General features: G+C 69.0%; 13 protein-coding genes and 1 tRNA gene. 10 read left to right on the top strand and 4 right to left on the bottom strand.

The features are described 5' to 3' along the window. Positions 1–4: 4 nt before the first annotated feature. From dusB to dat, 4 genes are read left to right on the top strand one after another with little or no spacing between them, the layout of a single operon-like run. Positions 5–1,066 (top strand): tRNA dihydrouridine synthase DusB, encoded by a 1,062-nt coding sequence (gene dusB / locus EES48_RS05680; protein WP_122465412.1) that lies wholly within the window; start codon positions 5–7, stop codon positions 1,064–1,066. Next, positions 1,063–3,330, top strand: coding sequence for a sensor histidine kinase NtrY-like (locus EES48_RS05675; RefSeq protein WP_122465411.1), 2,268 nt, complete (start codon positions 1,063–1,065; stop codon positions 3,328–3,330). The genes dusB and EES48_RS05675 overlap by 4 nt, the downstream gene beginning before the upstream one ends. Positions 3,331–3,339: 9 nt before the next feature. Continuing rightward, on the top strand, positions 3,340–4,749 hold the full coding sequence (ntrX, locus tag EES48_RS05670) for a nitrogen assimilation response regulator NtrX (protein ID WP_122465410.1): 1,410 nt from the start codon (positions 3,340–3,342) through the stop codon (positions 4,747–4,749). Next, positions 4,749–5,612 (top strand): D-amino-acid transaminase, encoded by an 864-nt coding sequence (gene dat / locus EES48_RS05665; protein WP_122465409.1) that lies wholly within the window; start codon positions 4,749–4,751, stop codon positions 5,610–5,612. Before ntrX ends, dat begins: the two co-directional genes overlap by 1 nt. A gap of 19 nt (positions 5,613–5,631) precedes the next feature. Here dat and EES48_RS05660 read toward each other — a convergent pair whose 3' ends face one another. Further along, positions 5,632–5,928 carry a CC_3452 family protein gene (locus tag EES48_RS05660; protein WP_122465408.1) on the bottom strand — a complete coding sequence of 99 codons (297 nt, stop codon included), beginning with the start codon at positions 5,926–5,928 and terminating at the stop codon, positions 5,632–5,634. An 82-nt stretch (positions 5,929–6,010) separates the two neighbouring features. Continuing rightward, complete coding sequence (locus EES48_RS05655) at positions 6,011–6,601, bottom strand: LOG family protein (RefSeq protein ID WP_122465407.1); 591 nt, start codon at positions 6,599–6,601, stop codon at positions 6,011–6,013. A 130-nt stretch (positions 6,602–6,731) separates the two neighbouring features. Between EES48_RS05655 and EES48_RS05650 the strand changes: the two genes are divergently transcribed. Then, positions 6,732–7,460: a hypothetical protein gene (locus tag EES48_RS05650; protein WP_162998038.1), complete on the top strand. Its 729-nt coding sequence runs from the start codon at positions 6,732–6,734 to the stop codon at positions 7,458–7,460. Positions 7,461–7,520: 60 nt separating this feature from the next. Beyond that, positions 7,521–7,595, top strand: a tRNA-Asn gene (locus EES48_RS05645). 21 nt (positions 7,596–7,616) lie between these two features. Here the strand turns inward: EES48_RS05645 and neuB are convergent. Both neuB and neuC read right to left on the bottom strand, forming a co-directional pair. After that, complete coding sequence (gene neuB / locus EES48_RS05640) at positions 7,617–8,630, bottom strand: N-acetylneuraminate synthase (protein ID WP_122465405.1); 1,014 nt, start codon at positions 8,628–8,630, stop codon at positions 7,617–7,619. Continuing rightward, positions 8,617–9,801: a UDP-N-acetylglucosamine 2-epimerase gene (neuC, locus tag EES48_RS05635; RefSeq protein WP_122465404.1), complete on the bottom strand. Its 1,185-nt coding sequence runs from the start codon at positions 9,799–9,801 to the stop codon at positions 8,617–8,619. Before neuC ends, neuB begins: the two co-directional genes overlap by 14 nt. A 128-nt stretch (positions 9,802–9,929) precedes the next feature. Here neuC and EES48_RS05630 point away from each other — a divergent pair, with 128 nt between their 5' ends. From EES48_RS05630 to EES48_RS05615, 4 genes are read left to right on the top strand one after another with little or no spacing between them, the layout of a single operon-like run. After that, positions 9,930–11,015, top strand: coding sequence for a nucleotidyltransferase family protein (locus EES48_RS05630; RefSeq protein WP_122465403.1), 1,086 nt, complete (start codon positions 9,930–9,932; stop codon positions 11,013–11,015). Continuing rightward, positions 11,012–11,995, top strand: coding sequence for a GDP-mannose 4,6-dehydratase (locus tag EES48_RS05625; RefSeq protein WP_122465402.1), 984 nt, complete (start codon positions 11,012–11,014; stop codon positions 11,993–11,995). The genes EES48_RS05630 and EES48_RS05625 overlap by 4 nt, the downstream gene beginning before the upstream one ends. Next, positions 11,992–13,143, top strand: a complete 1,152-nt coding sequence (locus EES48_RS05620) for an aminotransferase class I/II-fold pyridoxal phosphate-dependent enzyme (RefSeq protein WP_122465401.1) — start codon at positions 11,992–11,994, stop codon at positions 13,141–13,143. Before EES48_RS05625 ends, EES48_RS05620 begins: the two co-directional genes overlap by 4 nt. Continuing rightward, a complete protein-coding gene (locus EES48_RS05615) occupies positions 13,140–13,832 on the top strand; it encodes an acylneuraminate cytidylyltransferase family protein (RefSeq protein WP_122465400.1) in 693 nt (230 codons plus the stop codon). The genes EES48_RS05620 and EES48_RS05615 overlap by 4 nt, the downstream gene beginning before the upstream one ends. Positions 13,833–13,835: the final 3 nt, after the last annotated feature.

Raw genomic sequence — 13,835 nt, 5'->3', positions numbered from 1 at the left:
CGGGATGGATCACGGCCTGACCATAGGCGATGTGCGGGTGCCGGGGCGCGTGCTGATGGCGCCCATGACTGGCGTCACCGACCTGCCGTTCCGCCGCGTCGCCTCGCGCCTGGGCGCGCCCTATGTGGCGACCGAGATGGTGGCGGCGGCCGAGCTGTTGCGCGCGCGGCCGGACGTGGTCAGGCGCGCGGCCGTGGGCGACGGCCTGCCCCTGACGGTGATCCAGCTGGTCGGGCGCGATCCGGGCAAGATGGCCGAGGGGGCGAAGGTCGCCGAGCAGGCCGGGGCGGACATCATCGATCTGAACTACGGATGCCCGGCCAAGGAGGTGACGGGCTCGGCCTCGGGGTCGGCTCTGATGCGTGACCTCGACCTGGCCTGCGCCATCATCGGGCGGGTGGTCGAGGCGACCAGCCGGCCTGTGACGGTGAAGATGCGGCTGGGCTGGGACGACACGAGCCGGAACGCCGCCGACCTGGCGCGGCGGGCCGAGGCGCTGGGCGCCAAGGCTGTGACGGTGCATGGCCGCACCCGCCAGCAGTTCTACACCGGTGTCGCCGACTGGGACGCGGTGGCCGAGGTCAAGGCGGCGGTGGCCATTCCGGTGATCGTCAACGGCGACATCACCACGCCGGATCAGGCGCGCGAGGCGCTGGGGCGGTCGGGGGCGGACGGGCTGATGCTGGGGCGGGGCGTCTATGGCCGGCCGTGGCTGGCGGCGCGGCTGGAACGGGCGCTGCGAGGCGAGGCCCAGCCGCCGGAGCCGGACGCCGAGGAACGCCTGGCCATCGTGGTGGATCACTTCCGTCAGGCGCTGGAGTTCTATGGCGAGCGGCTGGGGCTGAAGATGTTCCGCAAGCACCTGGGCTGGTACGTCGAACAGGCGCCGTGGCCCGCCGATGCGCTGGAGCGGCGTCAGGCCAAGGCGCGGCTGTGCCGGCTGGAAACGCCGTACGAGGTCGAAGCCGAGCTGGCGGCCCTTTGGCGTCCGGCGGCGGATCGCGACGTTTCGGCCACAAGTGTGTTGAACCCGGGCCACACCCGCGCCATAGCTGGAGGCGCATGAGCACCACGCCCGCCGCGACGAGCGAGGCCCCCGCCGTGGAACGGGGGGACGGGCGGTTGTCGGCGCTTCCGTCGATCGTGTCCGGAGAGCGCGGACGGGCGCTGTTCATCGCTGCCTATGTGGTCGCCGCCTTGGTCACCGTTGCCGGCATCTGGCTGGTCGCCGTGGCGCCCAACGCCGGCGGCGACGAGGGCCAGCGGGCCGGCGCCGGATCGCTGATTCTGACCGTGTTGCTCGCCAATCTGGTGCTGATCGGATTGCTGGCCGCCATCGTCGGCCTGAGGGTGCTGCGGCTGGCCCGACGCCGAACGACCGATGCGGGGGTAAGGCTTCATCTGCGCTTCGTCACCCTGTTCAGCGGGGCGGCGGTGGCGCCGGCCATCCTGATCGCCCTTGCCTTCGGCGTGCTGGTCAATCGCGGCGTGGACGGCTGGTTCAGCCAGAATGTTCAGACGTCGGTCGAGAACAGCGCCGAGATCGGGCGCGCCTACGTCCGGGACGTCAGCGAGCAGATGGATCGCGACATCCGCTTCATCCAGGGTGAGCTCGAAGCGATCCGGGAGACCTATCCGCAGCGCATCCAGTTCAACGGTTATCTCCAGCAAATCGCCGGCATTTACGACTACGGGGCCCTCTATATCCTGAGCGGCGATGGCGAGGTGCTGGCGCGCGGCGAGCAGCCCGGCGCGCCGCCGTTCCTGATCCCGCCGGCGCAGGATTTCGCTCGGGCCGCGGCGGGAGAGGAAGTGCCGGTGGACGTGGCGCAGAACCCGGATACGATCCGCGCGCTCTATCCCCTGCCCGAATTCGGCGACGCCTATCTCTATCTGGTCCGGCCGCTTCAGCCTGGACTGATCGGCCAGATGTTCGACGCCGAGCAGTCGATCGTCGCCTATCAGGCGGCCGAACGCAGCCGCACCCAGATTCAGACGGCTTTCGCTCTCAGCTATATCGAGACGGCGCTCCTGGTTCTCGTGGGCGCGGTGTGGCTGGGGATGACGGCCGCCAACGCCATCTCGGCGCCGGTTGGGCGGTTGGTGCGCGCGGCGGACAAGGTGGCGAGCGGCGATCTGGGGGTCCGCATCGACACCAGCCAGGACCCCGAGGAGATCGCGGTGTTGTCGCGCGCCTTCAACCGAATGACCGGCGATCTGGAAACCCAGCAGGCGGCTCTGGTATCGGCCAGCGCCGACGCGCAGGCGCGCAGCCGGTTCATCGAGACGGTGCTGTCGGGTGTCAGCGCGGGCGTCATCGGCCTGGATCGCGAGGGGCGGGTGTCCGCCATCAACGAAAGCGCTCTGTCATTGCTGGGGTTGGCGCAGGCCGAGACCCTGGGGCGGCTTTTGACCGAGGCGGCGCCGGAATTCGCTCCGTTCGTCGAACGCGGCGACGCCCATGCCGACGGCGAGATCGATCTGGAGCGTGACGGCGAGGCGCGGCGGCTGCGCGTTCGGGTCGAGGGCGGCCTGGGCGGCGAGATGGTGCTGACCTTCGACGACATGACCCGGCTGGTCACCGCCCAGAGAAACGCCGCCTGGCGGGACGTGGCCCGCCGCATCGCCCACGAGATCAAGAATCCTCTGACGCCGATCCAGCTGTCGGCGGAGCGGCTGCGGCGCAAGTACCGCCAGGTGATCGGGGATGATGTGGAGACCTTCGACCGCTGCACCGACACGATCATCCGCCAGGTCGGCGATATCGGCCGGATGGTCGACGAGTTCTCGGCCTTCGCCCGGATGCCGGCGCCGCGCATCGCTCCGGAGAAGGCCGCCGAGTTGCTGCGCGAGGCGGTGTTCGCTCAGCGCGTGGCTCTGGCGGACGTCGAGGTCTTGTTGGTCGAACCGCTGCCCGAGGTGATGCTGGCCTGCGACGGGCGTATGGTCGGGCAGGCCTTGGCCAATTTGCTCAAGAACGCCGGTGAGGCGGTGACGGCGCGCCGCGCGGCCGATGGCCACGCCGACGGCGGCATCCGCGCCGCTCTGGAGCTGGATGGTCAGCACCTGAGCTTCGTCATCGAGGACGACGGCGTCGGTTTGCCGCCGGCGCGCGAGCGCGAGCGCCTGACCGAACCTTATGTGACGACGCGCGAGAAGGGCACCGGCCTGGGCCTCGCCATCGTAAAGAAGATCCTGGAAGACCACGGCGGCGAGCTGAGGCTCGGCGACGCGGTGGAGCTGCGAGGCGCGCGGATGTGCCTGATGTTCCCCACCAGTCTGGTCCAGACCCCAACCTCGACCGCGCTCCAGAGCGCGGCGGTCGCCTAAGGAGGCCCCATGCGCATCACCGGCGCCGACATTCTGGTCGTGGACGACGAGGCGGACATCCGCGAGCTGGTGTCCGGCATCCTCGAGGACGAGGGGCATGCGGTGCGCACGGCCGCGGACTCGAACGCCGCACTGGCCGCGATCCGTGACCGCAAACCGTCGCTGCTGGTCCTCGACATCTGGATGCAGGGTGGAGGGCTGGACGGGCTTGAGCTGCTGGATCTGGTCAAGGAGCTGGACGCCGACCTGCCGGTGGTGATGATCTCGGGTCACGGCAACATCGAGACGGCGGTGTCGGCGCTGAAGCGCGGCGCCTATGACTTCCTGGAGAAGCCGTTCAAGTCGGATCGACTGCTGGTGGTGATCGAGCGGGCGCTGGAGTCCGCCAGCCTGAAGCGGGAGAACCGCCGCCTGCGCGCCAAGGCCTTCGTGCCGACCGGTCTGATCGGGAAGAGCCAGGCGGCCCAGCAGCTGCGCGCCACCATCGCCAAGGTGGCCGGCGCCAATAGCCGGGTGCTGATCTCCGGGCCTCCGGGTTCGGGAAAGGAGTTGATCGCGCGCCAGATCCACGACGGCAGCCCGCGCGCCCGCAGCGAATTCGTGGCCATCTCCGCGGCCGGCATGACGCCCGAACGGCTGGACGTCGAGCTGTTCGGGGAGGAGGGGGAGGGCGGACGACCCTCGAAGATCGGCGTGTTCGAGCGCGCCCATAACGGCACCCTCTATCTCGACGAGGTCGCCGACATGCCGCGCGAGAGCCAGAGCCGCATCCTGCGGGTTCTGGTCGATCAGCGCTTCCGCCGCGTGGGCGGCGAGCGCGACGTCCAGGTCGATGTCCGGGTCGTCACCTCGACCTCGCGCGATCTCAAGGGAGAGATCGCCGAGGGGCGGTTCCGCGAGGATCTGTTCCACCGGCTGAACGTCGTACCGATCCGCGCGCCGTCCCTGGCCGAGCGCCGAGAGGATATCGGCGAGCTGGTCGATTATTTCATCGACAATCTGGCGGAATCCCAAGGCTTGCCGCGTCGTCGGCTGGGCGAGGACGCCATCGCCGTGCTGCAGGTCCACGACTGGCCCGGCAACGTCCGACAGCTGAGGAACAACGTCGAGCGCCTGCTGATCCTGGCCACAGGCGATCCGTCCGAGCCGATCACGGCCGAGATGCTGCCGACCGAGGTGGCGCAATCGGGGTCAGCCGGTTCCCTGGGCGCGGAGCGGATCATCGCCCTGCCGTTGCGCGAGGCGCGCGAGGTGTTCGAGCGCGAATATCTGACGGCCCAGATCATGCGCTTCGGCGGCAATATCTCGCGAACCGCCAGTTTCATCGGCATGGAGCGCTCAGCCCTGCACCGGAAGCTCAAATCTCTCGGCGTCGCCCCTGCGCGCGGCGGGGATGACGAGGCGGAGGCCAGCGACTGATGTCCCGTGTCGCCTATGTGAACGGGGTCTATGCGCCGCATGGCGAGGCCGTCATCCATGTCGAGGATCGAGGCTTTCAGTTCGCCGACGGGGTCTATGAGGTCTGGTCGGTGTTCGACGGCCGCCTGGCCGATTTCGATGGCCACATGGACCGGCTGTTCCGCAGCCTGGACGAACTGAAGATCGCCCATCCGATGGGACGGGGCGCTCTGGCGGCTGTGCTGCGCGAGACGGTGCGGCGCAACCGGGTCAGGAATGGCATCGTCTATCTGCAGGTCACGCGCGGCACGGCCCGGCGTGACCATCCCTTCCCGTCGGGAGACGTTGCCCCCAGCGTGGTGGTGACGGCGCGCTCGATGAACCGGACCGCCATGGAGGCGGGCGCGCGCAAGGGCGTGGCTGTGATCACCCAGCCCGACATCCGCTGGGGCCGCTGCGACATCAAGTCGGTGGGCTTGCTCGCCAATGTGCTGGCCAAACAGGCGGCCAAGGAGCGGGGCGCCTATGAGGCCTGGATGGTCGACGAGATGGGGCTGGTCACCGAGGGCTCCTCGACTAATGCCTGGATCGTCGACAAGGATGGCAAGCTGCGCACCCGCGACACCCAGGCCAATATCCTGCGCGGCATCACCCGGGCGGCGGTGATGACCCTGATCGCGGAACAGGGTCTGGAGCTGGACGAACGGCCGTTCTCGGTGGAGGAGGCCAAACAGGCGCGCGAGGCCTTCATCACCTCGGCCAGCGCCTATGTGACACCGGTGGTGTCGATCGATGGCGCGACCATAGGCGACGGCAAGCCGGGACCGATCGCCCTCAGGCTGCGCGAGCTCTATCTCGAGAAGGCTCGGGACGAGGCGGCCTGAGCCGCCTCGTGAAGCGCCATCAGGCGGCGGCGTTGCATTCCGCCAGCTGAGCCGCGTCCAGCTCGGTACCCTTCCAGGCGAAGGCGGTCACCGCGCCGACCTTGGCCACCACGCGGCGGCAGGCGCGGGTCGCCGGCTGGCTGCGGCCTCCGTTGGCGACGCATTGTCCATTTTCGTCACAGCTCCACGAGGCGCCGTCGATGATCGTGCGGCCCGAGGGAGCGGAGGCCGGGTCGGCGAGTGTCAGGCGATTCGGCGCTTGGGCCGCGGCGGGGACGGCCAAGGCGAGGGCGGCGGCGGCGATCAGAATACGCATGGAAAAGCTCCGGTCTCGGGAAGGACGGAGCGGACATGACCGTTTCCTTTGAAAACTGTCAAGATAGATTGTCAACGATCACTTATCGCTGATCATACCTGTTCGGGACCGCGCGAGCGCCTGACAGGACGGCGAGAGCGCCGGCCACGTCATCAACCGAATCGTAGGCCTCCAGAAACGCCGCAGGCGTCATGCCTTCCTCGACGCTATGGCGCATCAGCGCGTAGAAATTCTCCCAGAAGCCGTCGAGGTTGATGAAGATCACCGGCTTGGGATGCAGATCCAGGCGCTTCCACGACAGCACCTCGATCGCCTCTTCCAGGGTGCCGACGCCGCCCGGCAGCACGACGAAGGCGTCGCACTCGTCGTACATCATCTGCTTGCGCTCGTGCATCGAAGTGACGACGCGGGTCTCGACCTCGTCGAACAGGCGTTCGCGACTACGCAGGAACTGCGGCATCACGCCCAGGACCTCGCCGCCGGCCCCGTGCGCCGCACGAGCGGCCGCCCCCATCAGGCCGACGCCGCCGCCGCCATAGACCAGCCGCAGGCCGGCCTCGGCCAGAGCCTGGCCGAACGCGCGGGCAGCCTCCAGATACTCGGGCCGGGCGGCGTCGGAAGAGCCGCAGAACAGGCACACCGAACGGATGGCGGCGGAAGTGGCGTCGGTCATGAATCGGGTCCGTGAGCTCGACGGCGACGCAGACGCGCCGCGCGAGCGTGGCTATAAGGGACGACCATCCTTAGCCGCCCCCTGTGACGGAGCCAACGCCCTGAATCGTCCGCGCGGACATGCGCTCCCGGTGCTGCTGGCGTTCCTCGGTCTCGGGGCCTGTCAGGAGACGGCGGCGCCGAACACCGACCCGCGCGCCGCCGCGACGGGAGCCTGGGCGACGCCCCCACGGGTCGCGGGCGTCGCGGCCCGTGGAGACAGCCTGGTCATCTCTGGTTTCGGTCCGCCGGGCGTGCGCGTGGTCCTGACCGCCGAGGACCAGGCGCCGGCGGCCATCTCAGTCGATGACGACGGCCGGTTCGCCCTGCCGATTCCTCGCCCGGCCGCTGCGCGGCTCTATCGTCTGGATCTCGACGAGCCGACGGCTCGGCGTGCCGGAGAACGGCTCTTCATCGCGCCGGACGGTACCGCGGCGGTCCTGGTTCCGGGCGGCGCCAGCCGGGCGCTGAACGAGGTTTCGGGTCTTGTGGCGGCGGACCACGACGGCGTTGAGTTGATTATCTCGGGAAACGCGGCTCCCGGGTCCGTGGTCTCGGTGGTGCTCGACGACCGCCCCGCGCGAGCAGGCCGCGTCGATGCCGCCGGCCGGTATGAGCTGGCGCTGGGCGCTGCCGCCGCCGGACGCCGACGAATCGCCGTGCAGGTCGACGACGGACCACCGATCGTCACAGCAGTCACCCTGGCGCCGCAGGGCGACGGGACCCCGGGCAGCCGCGTCGACACGGAGGGCCTTAGCCTTTGGTGGACCCCGCCCGGCGGGGGCATCCAGCAGACCTGGATTCGACGCCAAAAAGACTGAGGCGGAGCGGTTGCCTTGGCCGCGTTCCCGCTGCTATAGGCCCGCCTCCCGAGCAGCTGTTCCGCGGTAGCTCAGTGGTAGAGCAGCCGACTGTTAATCGGCTGGTCGTAGGTTCGAATCCTACCCGCGGAGCCACTCGGGGCCTTCCCCAAGTCCTCAGGCCAGATCGTTCCAGCCCAGTTTGGCGCCGGCGGCGATATCGCGCGCGGCGGGACGGCCGACGATATCGTCCAGACGGGCTGGCGACAGACCGTCTCCGGGTCGCAGCGCGATCAACTCCTCTTCAGTCACCGTTTGGCCCGCCGCGATCGCCACGCGCGCGAACAGGCTGCGTCGTGCAACGACCGCAGTTTCGCGCTCGGCCTCGGTCGGCGCCTTGCGACCCGAGCCGAGGCTTGCCTCCACATCGCGGATTCGGGCCACCATCGCCCGCAGCTCGTCCGGATTCAGCGACATGGCGTGGTCGGGGCCGGGCAGGGCGGTGTCCAGGGTGAAATGCTTCTCGATCACCGTCGCGCCCCGAGCCACGGCGGCCAGGGTGACGGCGTCACCCAGGGTATGGTCGGACCATCCCACCGGATGACCGAAGGCCGCCCGCAACGTGTCCATGGCCCGGAGATTGGCGGCCTCCGGCGGCGCGGGATAGTTCGACACGCAATGCAGGATCACGATGTCCTCGACCCCTTCCGCCTCGATCCAGCCGACGGCCGCCTCGACGTCGGCCAGTGTGGCCATGCCGGTGGACACGATCACCTGATCGGCCATCCGGGCGATCCGCCGGATCAGGGGAGCGTTGGTGATCTCGCCGGAGGGAATCTTGAACCGACGCATGCCGAGGCCGTGCAGGAAGCGCGCGCTGTCGATATCGAAGGCGGTCGAAAGGAACAGGATGCCGCGCTGCTCGCAGTGGCGCGCGAGCTCGGCGAACTGGTCGTGACCCAGCTCCAGGGCGCGGATCATCTCCACCGCGCTGTCGGCTTCGGCCCCCGCCTTCTGGTACTCCGCCATCGGAGCGGCGTCGCTCATCAGGCTGGCGCTGGTGAAGGTCTGGAACTTGACGGCGTCCGCGCCGGCCTCGGCCGCCACGTCGATCAGTCGCCGGGCCAGGTCCATGTCGCCGTTATGGTTCACGCCGGCCTCGGCGATGATGAAGACGTCAGACTGGGCCATGGTCGGCCTCCGGCTCGGGGTCGTGGAAGCGTTTCGGGCCGGGCGGCGGCGCGTCGGCCAGGCGGATCAGCAGATCGACGATGCGTTGGGACGAACGCCCGTCTCCGTACAAGGACGCAACGTTCTGGGCAGCCGCCAAGAACGTGGGTGAGCGGGCGTCGGCCAAAGCGGCGGCGATGTCGGCCACGGTCGGCGCGCAGCTGATGACGGAGGCGGCCTGGGGTCGTCCCTCCTGACGCGATCCGATGTTGATGGTGGCCTTGCCCAGGAAAGGAGCCTCGATCAGGCCGGATGACGAATTGCCGACCACGGCGTCGCAACGGCACATGGCCGACAGATAGCGATGACGCCCTAGCGACGGCCGGACTCGCACGCGATCGGGATGGGTGTCGGCGAAAGCTGCGAGGCGCCGGTTCAGCGCGTCGCCGCCGGCGTCGGCGTTGGAGCCGGTGATGACGATGCGACGGTCGTCGTCGCCGAGCACGGCCAACAGCGCCTCAATCCCCGCGTCAGTCTCGCCGGGAACGTTGGTGACCGGATGATAGGTCACCAGCAGGAAGGGCGCCGGCTCGGACCAGCCCAGGTCACCAGCCACGGCTTCAGCCGACAGCGGTTCCAGCGCCGCCACATCGTCCAGCCCGGGCGCACCTGTCAGCCAGACCGTCTCTGGCGCCTCCCCCATGCGGATCAGGCGGTCACGAGCTTCGGCGTTTGACACAAAGTGCCATCGCGCCAGCTTGGAAATGGCATGCCGGGTGCTGTCGTCCAGAGAGCCGACCGTCACCTCGCCGCCGTGGATGTGGGCGATCGGGACGTCGAGGAAGAAGGCCGCCTGGGCGGCCGCGAGCGCTTCGAACCGGTCGCCGAGGATGACGACGACAGCGGGGCGGTCGTCGTGCAGCGCCTCTGCGATCCCGGCGACGCCCACACCTACTGCGCGCGCCGTGGCCAGGTCATCCCCGCCGGTCGCGGGTAGCGGAAGGCGGATGTCGACGGTGAAGCCGTCGGCCTCGATCTCGCCCACTGTGGGATTGGCTGGATCCAGGTGCGAGCCGGTGACCAGCAGGCGCAGGCGCCCGACTGCGGCCAGGCCGCGCATCACTCTCGCCAGCAGGCCGTAGTCGGCGCGGCTGCCGGTGACGACGCAGATCGGGGAGGAGCCGGAGGCCATGACCGTTCCGAAGAGACTTTCCCCGCTGAGGTCAAGACCGGGCCTCGTCACGGGCGCGCGACACCGCGATTTGTCTTCCGGTCGCGCAACGGCTAGGTGCGGGCGGCGGGGCGCCAGGAAGTGGGGACATGCGACACTTCAAACAGTTGGAACGCCTGCTGATCACCGGCGATCTCAGTCTGCTCGAAGCACTGAAAGTCGTGGATGCCAGCGCCATCGGCGTGGCCCTGCTGGTCGATGACCACGGCCGCCTGGTCTCGACCGTGACCGATGGCGATCTGCGCCGTGGCCTGATCGCGCGGCAGACGCTGGAGGCGCGTGTCGCCGATGTGCTGCTGGACCACGGCGCCTCTATCACGGCCAGCCATAACGCCTCCAAGGCGCAGCTCAGACAGGTCCTGATTTCTCACCGCGTTCGGCACCTTCCGCTCGTCGATGATGATGGTCGGCCGGTGGATGTGGTGACGCTGGATGGGCTGGCCATGGTGGAGGGTCGCACGCCCCGGGCCCTGATCATGGCCGGAGGGTTCGGCAAGCGGCTCGGCGCCCTGACGCGCGAGACCCCCAAGCCGTTGCTGACCGTCGGAGACCGGCCGATGATGGACTATGTGGTCGAGCGCCTCCGCGAGGCAGGCGTCGACGACATCGCCGTGGCGGTCCACTTCCTGTCCCATCAAATCCGGGAACGCTACGGCGACGGCTCGGCATTCGGCGTGCGGATGACCTATCTGGAAGAGCGCGAACCGCTGGGGACGGCGGGCGCGGTGTCGATGCTGGAACCGGACGACCGGGCCCTGATTGTCACCAATGCCGACGTCATGACCGACCAGCCGTTCGGCCCTCTGGCGGAGTTTCACGAGGAGCAGGGCGCCGACATCACCATCAGCGTGCGACGCGAGGAGCACCGGGTGCCGTTCGGGGTAGTCGAATGCGACGGGCTGATGGTCAAGCGGATCACCGAAAAGCCGACCATGCCCTATCTGGTCAATGCGGGCTTCTACATGCTGAGCCCGCGCGCCCAGGCGGCGGTGCCGTCCCAGAAGCGCTTCGACATGCCGGATCTGATCCAGAGCCTACTGAATGCGGGCTCGACCATCGCGGCCTTCCCGGTCAACGCCTACTGGCTGGACGTGGGCCGACCGGATGAGTATCGCCGCGCCCAGACGGAATTTCCCGGCGCCCTTATCAACTCCCGAGCGAACGAGCCCCAATGAGCCTGAAAGACAAGCGCGTCCTGGTCACCGGCGCCGGCGGCTTCATCGGCAGCCACCTGGCCGAGCGGCTGGTCGAAGAGGCCGGCCACGTCCGCGCCATGGTGCACTACAACGCGCTCAACTCGGCGGGCTGGCTGGAGCATTCGCCGCGCCGCGACGACGTCGAACTCTACTACGGCGACATCGGAGACGCCGGCAGCGTCGAGCGGGCCTGCGAAGACGTGGACGTCATCTTCCACCTCGCCGCCCTGATCGCCATCCCGTACAGCTACGTGGCGCCGGGCGCCTATGTCACGGCCAATATCCTAGGCAGCCAGCACATCCTGAACGCGGCCCGCCGCACCGGCGCGCGGGTGCTTCAGACCTCCACCAGCGAAGTGTACGGCACGGCCCGGATCGCCCCGATCCCGGAAAGCCATCCGCTCCAGGCACAGTCCCCCTACGCCGCCACGAAGATCGGATCGGACAAGTTGGCCGAATCCTATTTCCTGTCGTTTGGCCTGCCGGTGACGGTGGTTCGGCCCTTCAACACCTTCGGCCCGCGTCAGAGTGACCGAGCGATCATCCCGACCATCATCAAGCAGGTTCTGGTGGGCGACGTGGTCAAGATCGGCAATACCAGCCCGACGCGTGACCTCAACTATGTCGACAACACCGTGTCCGCCTTCGTCGCCGTGGCCAAGCGGCCGGACCTGGCGGGGCGAACCATTCACTTCGGCTCGGGCCGGGAAATCTCCATCGGCGACCTGGCCAAGCTGATCGGGCAGCTGGAAGGCAAGGACATCGCCATCGAGTCGGAGGCTCAACGCCAGCGCAAGGCGGGCAGCGAGGTGGAGCGGCTGATCGCCGACGACACCCTGGTTCGCGAACTGGTGCCCGAGTGGCGGCCCGAGATCGACCTTGAGGAAGGCCTGCGCCGCACCATCGAGTGGCAGCGCCAGCGCGGTGATTTCCGCGACGCGGGCAAGTACGTCGTATGATCAACGGCCGCATCCCGCTGGCCGTGCCTGTAGTCGGCGCGGCCGAGGCGGCCAACCTTCAGGCCTGTATCGACACGACCTTCGTTTCGTCCGTGGGTCCGTTCGTGACCGAGTTCGAACGAAAGGTGGCCGAGGCCACGGGCGGGATCGAGGCGGTCGCGACCTCGGCCGGCACGACCGGCCTGCACGCCGCCCTGGTGGCCCTGGGGGTCGAGCGCGACGATCTGGTCATCTGCCCCAGCTTCACCTTCATCGCCTCGGCGAACGCCATCAGTCACGCCGGGGCGACGCCCTGGCTGTTCGACATCGACGAGAGCTGGGTGATCGACCTGGATCAGGTCGAGGCGGCCCTTGATAGGGAGACTGAACGGCGCGGCGGCGACCGTATTCACACGGCCACGGGGCGGCGCGTGGCGGCCATGCTCCCGGTGCTGACCCTTGGCAATGCGTCGCGTCCAGAGCGGCTCCGTGCGCTCGCCGAGCGCTTCGGCCTGCCGGTGCTCGTCGATGCGGCGGCCGCGCTGGGCGGGGACGCCTGGGGCGAGCCCATCGCGGCGCTGGGCGAGTTGGCGGTGATCTCATTCAACGGCAACAAGATCGCCACGGCTGGCGGCGGTGGGGCGGTCGTCGGCCGCGACGGCGATCTGCTGCGGGAGTTGCGCCATCTGACCACAACGGCCCGGGTTTCGGCCGATTACAGCCACGACCGGGTCGGGTTCAATTACCGGATGACCAATCTGCAGGCTGCGGTCGGCTGCGCCCAGATGGATCGCCTGCCTGACTTTGTGGCCGCCAAGCGTCGCATTGCGGCCCGCTACGCGGAGGCCTTGGCCGACCTGCCGGGGATCAGGGGCTTCCCGCAGACGCCAGGATCGAACTGTTGGTTCTCGGGCGTGGTGCTGGACGCCGGCGCGCCGATGGCGGCCGCAGAGCTGGCGGCGCGGCTGAACGGCGACGGCATCGAGGCGCGCACCTTCTGGAAGCCGGTTCACCTCCAGGCGCCCTATGCCGACGCGCCGAGAGTGACGATGGACCGATGCGAGGACCTGTGGTCGCGCATCGTCACCCTGCCGTGCTCGACCAATCTGAGCGACAGCGACCAGGGGCGGGTGATCGCGGCGACCCGCTCGGCGCTCGGCTCGGCATGATCGCCGGCCGCCAGGTCGTCGCCCTGATCCCGGCTCGCGGCGGGAGCAAGGGCCTGCCGGGCAAGAACATCCGGCCGCTGTGCGGTCGCCCCCTGATCGGCTGGAGCATCGCGGCGGCGCGCGAGAGCGGCGTGGTCGATCGCATCGTGGTGTCGACCGATGATGAGGCCATCGCCGCCGTGGCCCTTGCAGAGGGCGCCGAGGTGGCCCCCCGCCCGTCTTCGCTGGCCGGCGACACAGCGCTCGCCGCCGACCTGATGCGCCATCACCTGGCCGAATGGCGGCTGCCTGACGAGGCTCTGGTCGCCTACCTCCAGCCGACCTCGCCGCTGCGTCTGGGCGAGGACATCTCGGGGGGGGCGGCGCGCCTGATCGAGAATGGATGGGATTCGCTGGCGGGCTTCTGCGAGGCCGGCACCCATCCCGACGCCGCCTGGCGGATCGAGGGCGATCAACCCCAGCCGTGGAGCGGCAAGGGCGACTGGCGGCCGCGTCAGGATCGCCCCTCGGCCTGGGCCCTGAACGGCGCCCTCTATCTGTTCCGGGCGTCGGCCTTCCCCGCCGACGGCTCCAGCTTCCTGTTCGGTCGCACCGGCGCCTGGATCATGCCGGCGGATCGGTCCATCGACATCGACGACATCGTCGACTTCACCGTGGCCGAGGCCCTGATGACGCGCCGGCTTGGCTGATCA

It is taken from the genome of Brevundimonas lutea, assembly GCF_003704105.1.
GTDB lineage: Bacteria > Pseudomonadota > Alphaproteobacteria > Caulobacterales > Caulobacteraceae > Brevundimonas > Brevundimonas lutea.
Note: the sequence above shows the minus strand (reverse complement) of the source record. Positions and strands in the feature narration are given on the sequence as shown.